Annotated in this window: 13 protein-coding genes; 11 read left to right on the top strand and 2 right to left on the bottom strand. The window is 69.4% G+C overall.

The window, feature by feature from the left end; genetic code table 11:
• Nucleotides 1-6 precede the first annotated feature (6 nt).
• Entirely contained in the window at nt 7-1,725 is a 1,719-nt protein-coding gene (locus tag ABZZ20_RS13405; RefSeq protein WP_356869547.1) for an FAD-dependent oxidoreductase, read from the bottom strand.
• Nucleotides 1,726-2,100: 375 nt separating this feature from the next.
• The gene (locus ABZZ20_RS13400) at nt 2,101-2,373 is read right to left on the bottom strand and encodes a UBP-type zinc finger domain-containing protein (protein ID WP_356869546.1); all 273 of its coding nucleotides are present in this window, start codon (nt 2,371-2,373) and stop codon (nt 2,101-2,103) included.
• Between the two features lie 267 nt (nt 2,374-2,640).
• On the opposite strand from ABZZ20_RS13400, the gene ABZZ20_RS13395 reads away from it, so the two are divergent.
• The 11 genes from ABZZ20_RS13395 to glgX all read left to right on the top strand — a co-directional run bounded on the left by ABZZ20_RS13395 (nt 2,641) and on the right by glgX (nt 13,626).
• On the top strand, nt 2,641-3,465 hold the full coding sequence (locus ABZZ20_RS13395) for a type 1 glutamine amidotransferase domain-containing protein (RefSeq protein ID WP_356869716.1): 825 nt from the start codon (nt 2,641-2,643) through the stop codon (nt 3,463-3,465).
• A 32-nt stretch (nt 3,466-3,497) separates the two neighbouring features.
• Nucleotides 3,498-5,147: a thiamine pyrophosphate-binding protein gene (locus ABZZ20_RS13390; protein ID WP_356869545.1), complete on the top strand. Its 1,650-nt coding sequence runs from the start codon at nt 3,498-3,500 to the stop codon at nt 5,145-5,147.
• A gap of 53 nt (nt 5,148-5,200) precedes the next feature.
• The gene (locus ABZZ20_RS13385; RefSeq protein ID WP_356869544.1) at nt 5,201-5,632 is read left to right on the top strand and encodes a nuclear transport factor 2 family protein; all 432 of its coding nucleotides are present in this window, start codon (nt 5,201-5,203) and stop codon (nt 5,630-5,632) included.
• Nucleotides 5,633-5,655: 23 nt separating this feature from the next.
• Nucleotides 5,656-6,111, top strand: a complete 456-nt coding sequence (locus ABZZ20_RS13380) for a nuclear transport factor 2 family protein (RefSeq protein ID WP_356869543.1) — start codon at nt 5,656-5,658, stop codon at nt 6,109-6,111.
• Nucleotides 6,112-6,124: 13 nt separating this feature from the next.
• Nucleotides 6,125-6,505 (top strand): nuclear transport factor 2 family protein, encoded by a 381-nt coding sequence (locus tag ABZZ20_RS13375; protein ID WP_356869542.1) that lies wholly within the window; start codon nt 6,125-6,127, stop codon nt 6,503-6,505.
• A 13-nt stretch (nt 6,506-6,518) separates the two neighbouring features.
• Entirely contained in the window at nt 6,519-8,153 is a 1,635-nt protein-coding gene (locus ABZZ20_RS13370; protein ID WP_356869541.1) for a GMC oxidoreductase, read from the top strand.
• Nucleotides 8,146-8,757, top strand: coding sequence for a DJ-1/PfpI family protein (locus tag ABZZ20_RS13365; protein WP_356869540.1), 612 nt, complete (start codon nt 8,146-8,148; stop codon nt 8,755-8,757). Before ABZZ20_RS13370 ends, ABZZ20_RS13365 begins: the two co-directional genes overlap by 8 nt.
• Nucleotides 8,757-9,212 carry a VOC family protein gene (locus ABZZ20_RS13360; protein ID WP_356869539.1) on the top strand — a complete coding sequence of 152 codons (456 nt, stop codon included), beginning with the start codon at nt 8,757-8,759 and terminating at the stop codon, nt 9,210-9,212. The genes ABZZ20_RS13365 and ABZZ20_RS13360 overlap by 1 nt, the downstream gene beginning before the upstream one ends.
• Nucleotides 9,213-9,290: 78 nt before the next feature.
• Nucleotides 9,291-11,111, top strand: coding sequence for an AGE family epimerase/isomerase (locus ABZZ20_RS13355; protein WP_356869538.1), 1,821 nt, complete (start codon nt 9,291-9,293; stop codon nt 11,109-11,111).
• Between the two features lie 38 nt (nt 11,112-11,149).
• Nucleotides 11,150-11,494 (top strand): STAS domain-containing protein, encoded by a 345-nt coding sequence (locus tag ABZZ20_RS13350; protein ID WP_356869537.1) that lies wholly within the window; start codon nt 11,150-11,152, stop codon nt 11,492-11,494.
• Complete coding sequence (gene glgX / locus ABZZ20_RS13345) at nt 11,491-13,626, top strand: glycogen debranching protein GlgX (RefSeq protein ID WP_356869536.1); 2,136 nt, start codon at nt 11,491-11,493, stop codon at nt 13,624-13,626. The genes ABZZ20_RS13350 and glgX overlap by 4 nt, the downstream gene beginning before the upstream one ends.
• The last annotated feature ends 14 nt before the right edge of the window (nt 13,627-13,640 follow it).

Here is a 13,640-nt window from a genome sequence, read left to right as displayed (position 1 = left end):
GCCTTCTCAGCCCATCGAGCGGTAGCGGTGGAGCAGCGAGACCGCCATCGCCCCCTCTCCCACGCCCGAGGCGACGCGCTTGACCGAGTGGGCCCGGACGTCGCCCGCCGCGAAGACACCCGGAACGCTGGTCTCCAGCGGGTAGGGGGCGCGCTCCAGGCTCCATTCCGCCGGGAGCTCACCACCGTTCGCGATCAGGTCGGACCCGGTCAGGACGAAGCCGTACTCGTCGCGCTCCACCACACCGGACAGCCAGTCGGTGTGCGGGCGGGCGCCGATGAAGGTGAACATGAAGCGGGCCGGTACCTGCGTGTCCTCGCCGGTCGTCGCATCGTGCAGGGTCAGCGTCTCCAGGTGCTCGTCACCGTCCAGTCGGACCACCGTCGTACGGACCATCACTTCGATGTTCGGGGTGCGGTCGATCTCGTCGATGAGGTAGCGGGACATGCTCGCGTCCAGCGATGCGGCGCGGACCAGGATCGTCACCCGGGCCGCGTACTTGGCGAAGTGCACCGCCGCCTGGCCGGCCGAGTTGGCGCCGCCGACGATGAACACGTGCTGCGAGATGCAGGCCGAGCTCTCGGTGGTGGCCGCTCCGTAGTACAGCCCCGCGCCCTCGAAGCGGTCCGCGCCGGGGGCCTCCAGGCGGTTGTACGAGACCCCGGTGGCCAGCAGCACCGTCTCGGCGCTGATCTCGGTCCCGTCGGCCAGCGTCAGGATCTTCGCCGGATCGTCCCGGGTCAGCGAGACCACCTCCACCGGGTGCAGGATCTCGGCGCCGAACCGGGAGGCCTGGATGGTGGCCCGGCGGGTCAGGTCGCCGCCCGAGAGGCCCGAGGGGAAGCCGAGGTAGTTCTCGATCAGACTGGAGGTACCGGCCTGGCCGCCCGGGGCGCGGGAGTCCAGCATCAGCGTCGAGAGGCCCTCGGAGGCCGCGTAGACGCCTGCCGCCAGACCTGCGGGGCCCGCCCCGACGATGACGCACTCGTAGTGCGGGCGCGAGGCGGTGGTGGCCAGCCCCAGGCGCCGGGCGAGCTCGGTGTCGGACGGGGCGGAGAGCACCGTCCCGTCCGGGAAGCGGACGAGGGGGAGCGCCCCGTCGGGCTGGGCGGCGATCAGGGTCAGCGCCTCGGGATCCCGCTCGACGTTCAGGAAGCGGAACGGCTGGCCGTTGCGGGTGAAGAAGTCCCGCACGGCATGGGTGCCGGGGGAGACGAGGTGGCCGGCGACGATGATGCCGTCGTACGCGGGACGGTAGGTGGCCAGCCAGTCGGAGAGCAGGTCGTCCAGGACCGGGAAGAGCCGTTCGTGCGGCGGGTCCCACGGTTTGAGCAGGTAGTAGTCCAGTCGGACCCGGTTGATGGCGGTGATCGCGGCGTCCGTCTCCGCGTACGCCGTCAGCAGCACGCGGCGGGCGTCCGGGAACCGGCTGACCGCTTCGAGGAGGAACTCGACGCCGGTGACGTCGGGCATCCGCTGGTCCACCAGGAACAGGGCCGGGTCGTGGCCGCGTTCGTCGAGCGAATCCAGGATCTTGAGGGCGTCGGCGGCCGAGGAGGCGCCGAGTACCCGGTAGCGGTCGCCGTAGGCGCTGCGCAGGTCACGGCGTACGGCCCGCAGCACCTGCGGATCGTCGTCGACGGCCAGGATGACGGGCTTCTTGTTCTCCGCGCGCTCGGCCGCGGCCGCCGTGGCGGGGGCGCTTTCGGGGGCCGTGGAGCTCATCGCAATCTCCTTGTGTGGAACCCGCCGACTTCAGCCGGGGGAGCAAGCGCATCCTCGGCTCGGAGCCGTGCAGCGGCGGAGTGCCGCTGCGTGATGCTGTGGCGTGGGATGGTGCACGGAACATGGCCGCCCCCGGCGTCCGGGGGCTTCTCCTCCTGTGGAGCGGGCGGTCACGTACCTCGTCCCTCCGAGCGATGCGCGGGCAGTCGAGCTGTCGCGGACGTTTGGGTGCGTGGGGGAGGTCTACGACCTTGCGCGCCTCGCGGTCCGCACCGAGGCGTGCAAGGCCCGTCGGGAGCGGGTGGCCCGCGCCGTCCCGGTCGCGGCCCGGGGGCGAGCCGCGCACGGCGACGCAGCGGTGAATCTCGGGGCCGGTCACACCTCGTCCAGCATCAGCTGGTCGGCGTAGCACCAGGCCCACGTCTCGCCGGGCTCGTGCGACGCCGCGACGGGGTGCTCGGTGGTGCGGTAGTGCTTGGTGGCGTGGCGGTTCTTCGAGGAGTCGCAGCATCCGACGTGCCCACAGCTCAGGCACATCCTCAGGTGCACCCAGGCGTCGCCGAGGACGAGACACTCCTCGCAGCCCTCGGTGCCCGGCTTCACCGGACGTATCTGATCGACGTGCGTGCACAACAGGTCCGTCGTCATCGTCCCCGTCCCTCTCCTCGATCCTTTGCGCACCCGTGATTCACGGCGCGTCCAGACCATAGGTCCGGGCCTCGGTAATGGTTCAGCGATTCGGCCGAAGTCATGAAGTCTCGCAGCTACTTCATGACCTCCGGAAGCGACTACGTGAGGTGGCCCTGCGACCTGCCCCGCTACCTCACGAAGTCGCACACGGGCGCTTTGACGCAGGCCCCGGGCACAAGCAGTGTGGTGGACGCCAACGACAACAGGCGGCGCCTGGAGGAATCCGTGAGCAGAAAGATTCTGGTCATTGTCTCCGAACACGGTTACTGGGCCGAAGAGTTGATAGGCCCCGTATCGAAGTTCGATGAGCGGGGCTATGAAGTCGTATTCGCCACGCCGACCGGAAAGCGTGCGCACGCTCTTCCGCCGAGCCTCGACGCGAACTACATCGACCCTCCACTGGGACGCTCGGTCACGACCGAGGAGAACGCCCGGCTGGGCCGCGAGTTCGAGCGGTCGAGCCGGCTGGACTCGCCGCTCGACATCGAGGCGTGGGTCCCCGAGCGCCCGTACACGAGCGACGAGGACTACCTCCGCAAGCTGGAGCAGTACCACCGCGACCTGGACAAGCTGGAGTCGGACATCGCCGGCTACGACGCGGTCCTCATCGTCGGCGGCAGCGGCCCCATCGTCGACCTCGCCAACAACGAGCGGGTGCACGCCCTGATCCTGGCCTTCAAGAAGGCGGGCAAGGTCGTGGCGGCCGAGTGCTACGGGGTGGCCTGCCTGGCCTTCGCCCGCGACTGGGGCGACCGCAGGAGCATCATCTGGGGCAAGCACGTCACCGGCCACTGCAAGGAGTACGACTACAAGGACGGCACCGGATTCCTCGGTACCGATTTCAACATGGGGCCGCCGCCGTACCCGCTGGAGTACATCCTGCGCGATGCGACCGGCCCGCGCGGGGCGTACCACGGGAACTTCGGCCACCCCCTCTCGGTGATCGTCGATTACCCGTTCGTGACCGGCCGCTCCACCCCCGACTCCTATCTCACGGGACAGAAGATCGTGGAAGTCCTGGAGGAAGGCCTCACCCGGTACGGGTGGTGATCCAGAAACCCGTGAGAAAGAGGGGGAGTTCGATGAATTCCGAAGCCACTCCCGGACGGGAAAGGCTGATCGAGCAGTTCAAGGCCGACGGTCTGAATGTGATGTTCGGAAATCCGGGGACGGTGGAACAGGGATTCCTCGACGCGGTGGACGCGGCGGAGGAATTCCACTACGTCCTCGCCCTCCAGGAGACCGTGGCCGCCGGCATCGCCGACGGCTACGCCCGGGCCACCGGCGGCGCGGCCCTGCTCCAGCTGCACTCCGGAGTGGGCTTGGGCAACGGCATCGGGATGCTCTACCAGTCACTGCGCGGCCACACCCCGCTGGTCGTGGTCGCGGGCGACGCCGGGGTCCGCTACGACGCCATGGACGCGCAGATGGCGTCCGACCTGGTGGCGATGGCGAAGCCGGTCACTAAGTACGCGACGCGGGTCACCGACCGGCACTCCGTACTGCGCACCGTCCGACGGGCGGTCAAGATCGCCCTGACCCCGCCGCGCGGCCCGGTGTTCGTGGCCCTGCCGATGGACGTGCTCGACGAGCTGAACTCCGAGCCCATCCTGCCCACCACGGTGCCCCTCACGGACGTGGCGCCCTCGCCGGCCTCGGTGGGGCGGGCTGCGGAGCTGCTCGCCTCCGCAGAGCGGCCCGTCGTCCTCGTCGGCGACGGGGTGTCGCTCTCCGGGGCCCAGCGCGAACTCGTCGCCGTCGCCGAGCTGCTGGGCGCCGACGTGTACGAGGTGGACTCCTCGGAGGTGAACATCGCGGCCTCGCACCCGCTGCGCCGGGGCCAGACGGGCCACATGTTCGGCCCGCACAGCAAGGAGCTCGTCGGCGGCGCGGACGGGGTGCTGATCGTTGGCACCTACGTCTTCCCGGAGGTGTTCCCCGAACTGGAGAGCCCCTTCCGGCCCGGCGCCAAGGTCGTCCACATCGACCTGAACGCGTACGAGATCGCCAAGAACCACCCGGTGGACCTGGGCCTGGCCGCCGACCCCAAGCAGGCGCTGCGCGCGCTGGCCGGCGTACTCGAACGCCTGCTGACCCCGCAGCGCAGGGCGGTCGCCGCCGCCCGGCTCGACGCCCGCACCCGGGAGCGGGCGCTGGCCGCCCGGTCCGCGGAGGCGGAAGAGGACGGCACGCCGATGGCCGTCTTCCTGCGGACCCTGGCCGAGCGGACGGGCGGGGACCTGATCGTCTTCGACGAGGCGCTGACCACCTCCCCGCTGGTGACCAGGTACCTGCCGGCTGAGCGACCGGGCGACTACCACCTGACCCGGGGCGGTTCGCTCGGAGTGGGCTTCCCGGGGGCGGTCGGGGCCAAGCTGGCCCGCCCCGACCGCCTCGTCGTCGGCTTCGCGGGCGACGGCGGGTCGATGTACACGTACCAGGCGCTGTGGACCGCGGTCCGGCACGGCATCGACGCCAAGTTCGTGGTCTGCAACAACCGCAAGTACCGGCTGCTGGACGACAACATCGCCCAGTACTGGCGGGAGCGGGACATCCCGGAGCACGGATTCCCGGGCTCCTTCGACCTCTCCCACCCCGAGATCGACTTCGCAGGGCTGGCCCGGGCGCTCGGCGCCGACGGCGTACGGGTGGAGAAGCCGGACGAGGCGGCCTCGGCCGTGGGCCGGATGCTGGACCACCCCGGTCCGTTCCTCGTCGACATCCAGATCTGACCAGAGCCCAACACCGAGCATCCAGCACGGACAGACGGACAGGAGGAGACCGCATGCCCGCCGAGCGGCTGACCGAGGACGCGATCCGCACCTTCGCGGAGAACTGGTACGTGGCCCTGGACCAGCACCTTCCGCTGGACCAGGTGCTCGCCCTCAGCACCGAGGACCTGGAGTTCAAGGTCCCCGAGGACACCTTCCTCGGACACCAGGGCTTCGCCCGCTGGTACGCGGCGGTCACGAACCGCTTCTTCGACGAGGTGCACACGGTCACCAAGGTGGAGCCCGTCATCGAGGGCGACCGGGCCATCGTCCGGGTCCTCGTCAACTGGCAGGCCAAGATCTGGGACCCGCCGGCCGCCCGCAGCCAGTGGCTCGGCTTCGACGCCGACCAGACCTGGACGGTCGTGGCCGGTCCCGACGGACCGCTGATCAAGCAGTACACCGTCAACGACCTGGCGCCGATGCCCGGTTCCGGCTCGCTCTGAGCGTCGGCGAAGGAGAAGCGACGATGACCGAAGTGACACGGGAGCGGGTCGAGGCGGCCTACGCCGCCCTCGGCTCCGGCGACCGGGCCCGCATCCTCGAGTTCTATTCCGAGGACCTGCGCTGGCTGGTGCCGGGCAACCACCCGTTGGCCGGCTGGTACGAGAGCCTGGACGCCTTCCTGGAGCTGATGGGCCAGACCCACAAGCTCACGGCCGGCACCTTCCGGATGGACGTCCAGGCGGTCCTCGTCGGCGAGGACTGCAGCGCCGACGTCTGCCGCAACGTTGCCCTGCGCGACGGCGCCGACCGGGCGAGCACGTCCCCGTACGAGCGGATGGACTACCCGGTCTTCCACTTCATGCGGTGGCGGGACGGCCGGATCGTCGAGGGCCGCGACGGGCTCTTCGGGGACTCGGCGACCGCCTTCAGCCAGTTCTGGGCGCCGTTCGCACCGGACGGATCCCGCCGGGACCGATAGGGGGAGGAGCGCGATGAGCGCTGTGGACGCACGAAAGATCCTTGAGAAGTACTACGAGTACGCCAACGCCGGGGACTGGGACCGCTGGTGCGACCTGTTCGCCGATGACCAGGTCATGGACGAGCAGCTCGCCGGACACATCGAGGGGCTGGAGGTCCTGCGCTCGATGATGAAGGGCATGGGGACGATGTACCGCGTCTTCCGGAACGAGCCCGTGCACTTCCTCGTCGACGGGGAGAAGGCCGCGGCCGTCTCCCACCTCAGCGCCGTCAGCGCCTCCGGCGAGGCGATCGAGGCCGAGGTCATGAACTTCTTCCGGATCGTGGACGGAAAGATCGCCTACATGGCGAACTACCACGACACCGTCCCGTTCCAGGTGCTGAGCCAGGGCTGAGGGGGGCCGACTCGTGGCGATCGCCGACAGAGATGAGTACGACTACGTCATCGTGGGATCCGGCACCGCGGGCAGCGTCCTCGCGAACCGGCTCTCCGCAGGCCCGGACGTCTCCGTCCTGGTCCTGGAGGCGGGCGGCAACCGCATCCCGCCCGAGGTGGACGACCCGTCCTCCTGGTACAAGCTGCTGGGCGGGTCGGTCGACTGGGGCTACACCAGCGTCCCGCAGCCCGGGCTCGACGGCCGCCGTACGTACGAACCGCGGGGCAAGGCCCCCGGCGGCAGCAGCAACCTCTACATCATGATGCACATCCGCGGCCACGCCTCGGACTTCGACAACTGGGCCTACCAGGGCGCCGCCGGCTGGGCGTACGAGGACGTCCTCCCGTACTTCGCCCTCATGGAGGGCCAGGAGGACGTCACCGCCGCCACCACCGGCACCCGCGGCCCGCAGCGCATCACCAACGCCGGTCAACACGGCCCCAACCCGGTCTCCCGCGCCTTCATCGACGCGGCCGTCGAACTCGGCCACCAGGAGATCGCGGACTTCAACACCGACGGTCCCCGGCGCGGCCTCTTCGGCACCGGCTGGCACCACCTCGACGTGGCGGACGGCCGTCGCCAGGGCACCCTCGCCGCCTATCTGGAGCCCGCGCTCGACCGCTCCAACCTGACCCTGCGCACGAGCGCGCAGAGCACCCGGCTGCTCTTCGACGGCGACACCTGCACCGGCGTCGAGTACGTCCAGCTCGCACCGCCCGCCGAGTTCCCCGGCCGGACCGTGGGGGCTGTCCACGGCCCCGGCGGCTCGGCAGTCGAGCCCGGGCTGCACTCCGTACGGGCCCGCCGGGAGGTGATCGTGGCGGCCGGGGCGATCGAGTCCCCGAAGCTGCTGCTGCTCTCCGGCATCGGCCGGCCGGAGCAGCTGCGCGAGCACGGCATCGAGGTCACCGCGGCACTGCCCGGGGTCGGCGAGAACTTCCACAACCACGTCCTGACCGGGCTCATGGCCGAGGTCACCCAGGAACTCCCGCCGCCGGCGCAGAACCTGTCGGAGAGCGCTCTGTTCCTCTCGTCCCAGCCCGGGCTACCCGCCCCCGACCTGCAGATCGCCTTCGTCCACGTGCCGTTCGACGTGATCGTCGGCAAGGACCACCCGAACACGGTGAGCATCCTGCCCGGCGTGGTCCGTCCCGCCTCCCGCGGCTGGATCAGGCTCGCGAGCGCCGATCCGCTGGCCCACCCGCTGATCAACCCGAACTACCTGGGCGACCGGTGGGACCTGGAACGGATGGTGCAGGGGGTCAAGTTGGCCCGCGAGATCTTCGCGACCTCGGCCTTCTCGCCCTGGTACAAGCAGGAGCTCCAGCCCGGTCCCGGTTACGGCACCGACGAGGACCTGCGCACGTTCGTGAAGCAGAAGGCCGAGAGCTACCACCACCAGTCCGGCTCCTGCCGCATGGGCATCGACGACCTCTCCGTCGTCGACCCCGAGCTGCGGGTGCACGGCGTGCGCAACCTGCGCGTCGTCGACGCCAGCGTGATGCCCGCCGTGCCGTCGGGCAACTGCCACGCCGCCATCGCGATGATCGCCGAACGCGCGGCGGACTTCCTCACCGGTATGAACAGGGGGGTGCCCCGTGCCTGACGTGGTGCTGCGCGAGGGCGCGCTGACCGGGACCCGGATCGCGGTCCTGGTCGAGAGCGACTTCTACGAGCCGGAGATCTTCTACTACCAGCACCGGTTCGCCGAGGAGGGCGCCGAGGTCGACTTCCTGACCCGGCTGTGGGGCAACGACTCCCTCACCTTCGCCGGTCACGAGTACCGGGCGCCGTTCACCGCCGACAAGTCCCTGGAGGGGCTGAGCGGCGAGGACCTGCGCCGGTACGCGGCGCTCATCGTGCCCTCGGGCATGGTGGCCGACCGGCTGCGCTACACCGAGGACGTGGACGTGCTGGCGCCCGCGACGGAGCTGCTGCGCCGGGCGTTCGAGGAGCCGACGGTCCTCAAGGGGATCATCTGCCACGGCATGTGGCTGGCGTCCTCGATCCCGGGCAAGGTGCGTGGTCGCAAGGTGGTGTGCCACAACAATCTCATCGGTGACGTGCGGAACATGGGAGCCGAGTACGTCGACGAGGACGTGGTCGTCGACGGGGACCTGGTCACCGGCCGCACCGGCGCCCACCACCACCTCTTCGCCCGCCGGATCATCGAACTGATCGCGGCGGGGCGGGGCCGGGGGGCCGCCTGATGGGACGGATGGTCTGGTCGCACGTGGGCCTGAACTGCACGGACCAGAAGACCACCGAGGAGTTCTACACCCGGTACTTCGGCTTCGCACGGGCCAGGGTGGTCGATCTCGGAGAGGCCCAGATCGTGTTCCTGCGCAAGGGGGACGCGTACCTGGAGCTCTTCGCGGCCGGCACCGAACCGACCCGGCAGGCGCCGGAGGACCCCACAGCGGTAGCGGGGGGAGACGGGCCGCAGACCCCCGGCCGGATGCGTCACCTGGCCTTTCAGACCGACAGCGTGGACGCGTTCCTGGCGGAGCTGGGCGACGCGGCCGACGTGACCCTGGGGCCGCTGGACTTCGACGACTTCATCTGCGGCTGGCGGACCGTCTGGGTCCGCGATCCCGACGGGGTGATCGTCGAGGTCAGCCAGGGCTTCGAGGACGACCGCACGCACCCATCCTCCGGCGAGTGAGCCGAAGGGGCGCGCCTGTGAGTGAGGCATCAAGCGCCCCGGAGGCGAACCGAGCCCTCAAACAAAGGACGGCATGACATGACGGACGCCGTGAGCTTCACCTTCTCCGACACCATCGCGGGCTACGTCGGCCGCTTCGACTCCGAGTCCCGCCTGCTGCGGTTGAAGACCTCGGACGGCCGCGAGTTCGACGTCTCCCTCGCCGGGGACCCGAGCGCCGAGCTGGTGCGCAACCTGGACGAGCCGTACATCGACGCCTCCGGGCACATCGACGAGATGCTCTCGCCCGGCCGGTTCCTCTTCGTCTACGGGGTCCACTACCCGGAGCAGGGCGGGCGCTTCGACGCCAAGCGCCTGGTGTTCCTGGGCCGCGGCGCCGAGGACTACCGCTTCGAGGAGCCCAGCTGGTGGGTCAAGCAGATCGAGTCGCTGGCCGACTTCTACAAGCGGGCGCAGTTCGGCGAGGGCCCGGTGGACTTCACCGAGTACCGCACCGAGATCAGGCTCGGCGGCGACAAGACCGCCAGCCACGTCCAGGAGACGGACACCATCTCCCGCCTGGTCTACGGCATGGCCTCCGCCTACCTGCTGACCGGCAAGGACGAGTACCTGGAGGTCGCCGAGCGCGGCACCGAGTACCTGCGCAAGCACATGCGGGTCGTGGACAGCGAGGAGGACGTGGTCTTCTGGTACCACGGCATCAGCGTCGACGGCGACAGCGAGCGCAAGCTGTTCACCTCGGAGTTCTCCGACGACTACGACGCGATCCCGATGTACGAGCAGATCTATGCGTTGGCCGGCCCGATCCAGACCTACCGGGTCACCGGTGACCTGCGGATCAAGAACGACGCGGACGCGACCATCCGGCTGTTCGACAAGTTCTTCCTGGACCGCGAGCAGGGCGGCTACTACTCGCACATCGACCCGATCCTGTTCAGCGCGGACCACGAGTCCCTCGGTGAGAACGCCGAGCGCAAGAACTGGAACTCGGTCGGCGACCACGCGCCCGCGTACCTGATCAACCTGTACCTGGCGACCGGCGAGCAGAAGTACGCCGACTTCCTCGAATACACCTTCGACACCATCGCGGACAGGTTCCCGGACTACGAGAACAGCCCCTTCGTCCAGGAACGCTTCTTCCGTGACTGGTCGCACGACACCGCGCACAGCTGGCAGCAGAACCGTGCGGTGGTCGGGCACAACCTGAAGATCGCCTGGAACCTGATGCGGATGAACTCCCTGAAGCCGAAGCCGGCCTACGAGGAGCTCGCCCGCAAGATCGGCGAGATCATGCCGGCCGTCGGCAGCGACCAGCAGCGCGGGGGCTGGTACGACGTCGTCGAGCGGGTCAAGCAGGGCGACCAGGAGACGTATCGTTTCGCCTGGCACGACCGCAAGGCCTGGTGGCAGCAGGAGCAGGCGATCCTCGCCTACCTCATCCTGAACGGCACGGTCGGCGGCGACGCCTTCCTGCGCGAGGCGCGGCAGGCGGAGGCCTTCTACAACACCTTCTTCCTCGACCACGACGAGGGAGCCGTCTACTTCAACGTGCTCGCCAGCGGTACGCCGTACCTGCTCGGCACCGAGCGGCTCAAGGGCAGCCACTCGATGTCCATGTACCACTCGGCGGAGCTCTGCTACCTGTCCGCCGTCTACAACAACCTGCTCGTCAACGGGCGGGAGATGGACTTCCACTTCAAGCCCGATCCGACGAACCTGCCCGAGCGCGTCCTGCGCGTCTCGCCCGACCTGCTGCCCGCGGGTTCGGTGCAGATCGCGTCCGTCGAGATCGACGAGAAGCCGTACCGGGACTTCGACGCCGACGGGCTCACCGTCCGGCTGCCCGACGTCCAGGGACGGGTCAAAGTCAAGGTCCGGCTGCGGCCGGTGACCAAGTAGTGCCCAACGGGGGGCGCCCCAAGTAAGAGGGGAAGGCAATGACTCTCAACCTCAAGGAACGCCGGAACAAGACGGGCACCGTGCTCGTCGCCACCGGCGAGATCAACAGCGAGACCTCCGGACAGCTGCTGCAGACCCTGCTGCCGCTCGTCCGCGAGAGCCGGCCGTTGCGAATCGACCTCACGGCCGTCACCTACGTCTCCAGCGCGGGCCTGCGCACGCTGCTCGTCGCCTACCGCGAAGCCCAGCACGTCGGGGTCGCCGTCACCCTCTACGGGGTGAGCGAGGAAGTCCGGTTCGTCATGTCGGCCACCGGCTTCCTCGACTTCTTCGAGACCGGCGAGGCAGCCGCCGCGGCGACGAAGGCCAAGGCCGCGCGATGACCGACGCCTCCTCCGAACAGGTCCTGCGCGTCGACGCGTACCCGACCCACGAAGTGGGCGGGTACCGCGTCCGCGCGGGCAAGCCGTTCCCCTTCGGGGCCAACGTGGTCCCCGGCGGGGTCAGTTTCTCCGTCTTCTCCGACCAGGCCACCACCATGACCCTGGTCATCTTCAAGCGCGGAGAGCCCGAGCCGATGGCCGAGCTGCAGTTCCCCGAGGAGTTCCGCACCGGCAGCGTCTTCGCCATGACGGTCTTCGGCCTCGACCACGAGAACATCGAGTACGGGTACCGGGCCGACGGTCCGTACGACCCGGTCACCGGGCACCGCTTCGACGCCCGACAGATCCTCTCCGACCCCTACGCCCGGCTGATCGCCGGCCGCGACGTCTGGGGCGTGGAACCGGACCGCAGTCGCGGCTACCAGTACCGCTCGCGGGTCTGCCTCCAGGACTTCGACTGGGGCGACGACACACCGCTGCGGCTCCCCGCCGAGGACCTCGTCGTGTACGAGACCCACGTGCGCGGCTTCACCCGGCACCCCTCCTCGGGGGTTACCGCCCCCGGCACCTTCGCGGGGCTGCGGGAGAAGATCCCGTACCTGAAGGAGCTCGGGATCAACTGCATCGAGCTGCTCCCGGTGTTCGAGTTCGACGAGAGTGACAACCCGCGGACCAACCCGGAGACGGGGGAACGGCTCTTCGACTACTGGGGCTACAACACCGTCTCGTTCTTCGCGCCCAAGGCCGGCTACGCGGCCACCGGACGCTACGGCATGCAGGGCGACGAGTTCCGCACCCTGATCAAGGACCTACACGCGGCCGGCATCGAGGTCATCCTCGACGTCGTCTTCAACCACACCGCCGAGGGCAACGAGCAGGGGCCGACGATCTCCTTCAAGGGGCTCGACAACGCCACGTACTACATGCTCACGCCCGAGGGGTACTACTTCAACTTCAGCGGCACGGGCAACACGGTCAACTGCAACCACCCCGTCGTGCGCAACTACGTGCTCGACTGCCTGCGCCACTGGGTCGCCGACTACCACATCGACGGCTTCCGCTTCGACCTCGCGGCCATCCTCGGCCGGGACCTGGACGGCACTCCGCTGCCCAACCCGCCGCTGCTGGAGCTGCTCGCCTACGACCCGGTCCTGCGGCACACCAAGCTCATCGCCGAGGCCTGGGACGCGGGCGGCCTCTACGAGGTCGGCAACTTCCCGGCGTACGGCCGTTGGGCGGAGTGGAACGGGAAGTACCGCGACACCGTGCGCAGCTTCCTCAAGGGCGACCCCGGGATGACCGGGGAGCTGGCCACCCGGATCGCCGGCTCGCCCGACCTGTACGCCAGCCGCGGCACCTCCGCCTCGGTCAACTTCCTCACCGCCCACGACGGTTTCACCCTGGCCGACCTCGTCTCGTACAACGACAAGCACAACGAGGCGAACGGCGAGGGCAACAACGACGGGGCCAACGACAACAACAGCTGGAACTGCGGGGTCGAGGGACCGACCGAGGACGCCGAGGTCAACGCGTTGCGGCTGCGGCAGATGAAGAACGCCCTGGCCATCCTCTTCACCAGTCAGGGCATCCCGATGCTGCTGGCCGGGGACGAGGTCGCACGCACCCAGCAGGGCAACAACAACACGTACTGCCAGGACAACGAGCTCTCCTGGTTCGACTGGGACCAGGTCGACGACAACGCCGAACTGCTCCGCTTCACCCGGGAGATGATCGCCTTCCGGGGACGCCACCGTGAGCTGCGCTCCACGTCCCACCCCACCGGCCAGTTCCGGGAGAGCCTCGGCCTGCCGGACATCAGCTGGCACGGGGAACGGGCCTGGCAGCCCGACTGGTCACCCGAGAGCCGGCTGCTGGTGGTGGCCCGCTGCGGTACCGGGGACGACGACGTGGTGTACGTGGCCATGAACGCCCACTGGGAGCCGCGCGACCTGGAGCTGCCCGCGCTGCCGCACGGGCGCAGCTGGCACCTGTTCGCGGACACGGGGGCCGAGGCCCCGTACGACATCCGCACCCCGGGGGGCGAGCCCGAGCTGGAGAACGCCGGGAAGTACCTGATCGGTCCGCGCTCGGTCGTGATCCTGGTCGGCCGGACGCCCGATCCCGAGCTCTAGCCCGTCCGCGTCAG

Origin of the sequence: Streptomyces sp. NPDC006430 (assembly GCF_040612395.1) — a bacterium.
Lineage (GTDB): Bacteria > Actinomycetota > Actinomycetes > Streptomycetales > Streptomycetaceae > Streptomyces.
The sequence above is the reverse complement of the archived record's forward strand: the minus strand, read 5'-3'. Positions and strand labels throughout refer to the sequence as shown.

Bases quoted from the DNA above. Each gene is read 5' to 3' on its own strand.
- ABZZ20_RS13405 (WP_356869547.1), bottom strand. From the start codon at position 1,725: ATGAGCTCCACGGCCCCCGAAAGCGCCCCCGCCACGGCGGCCGCGGCC.
- ABZZ20_RS13400 (WP_356869546.1), bottom strand. From the start codon at position 2,373: ATGACGACGGACCTGTTGTGCACGCACGTCGATCAGATACGTCCGGTG.
- ABZZ20_RS13390 (WP_356869545.1), top strand. From the start codon at position 3,498: ATGAATTCCGAAGCCACTCCCGGACGGGAAAGGCTGATCGAGCAGTTC.
- ABZZ20_RS13385 (WP_356869544.1), top strand. From the start codon at position 5,201: ATGCCCGCCGAGCGGCTGACCGAGGACGCGATCCGCACCTTCGCGGAG.
- ABZZ20_RS13380 (WP_356869543.1), top strand. From the start codon at position 5,656: ATGACCGAAGTGACACGGGAGCGGGTCGAGGCGGCCTACGCCGCCCTC.
- ABZZ20_RS13375 (WP_356869542.1), top strand. From the start codon at position 6,125: ATGAGCGCTGTGGACGCACGAAAGATCCTTGAGAAGTACTACGAGTAC.
- ABZZ20_RS13360 (WP_356869539.1), top strand. From the start codon at position 8,757: ATGGGACGGATGGTCTGGTCGCACGTGGGCCTGAACTGCACGGACCAG.
- ABZZ20_RS13355 (WP_356869538.1), top strand. From the start codon at position 9,291: ATGACGGACGCCGTGAGCTTCACCTTCTCCGACACCATCGCGGGCTAC.
- ABZZ20_RS13350 (WP_356869537.1), top strand. From the start codon at position 11,150: ATGACTCTCAACCTCAAGGAACGCCGGAACAAGACGGGCACCGTGCTC.
- glgX (WP_356869536.1), top strand. From the start codon at position 11,491: ATGACCGACGCCTCCTCCGAACAGGTCCTGCGCGTCGACGCGTACCCG.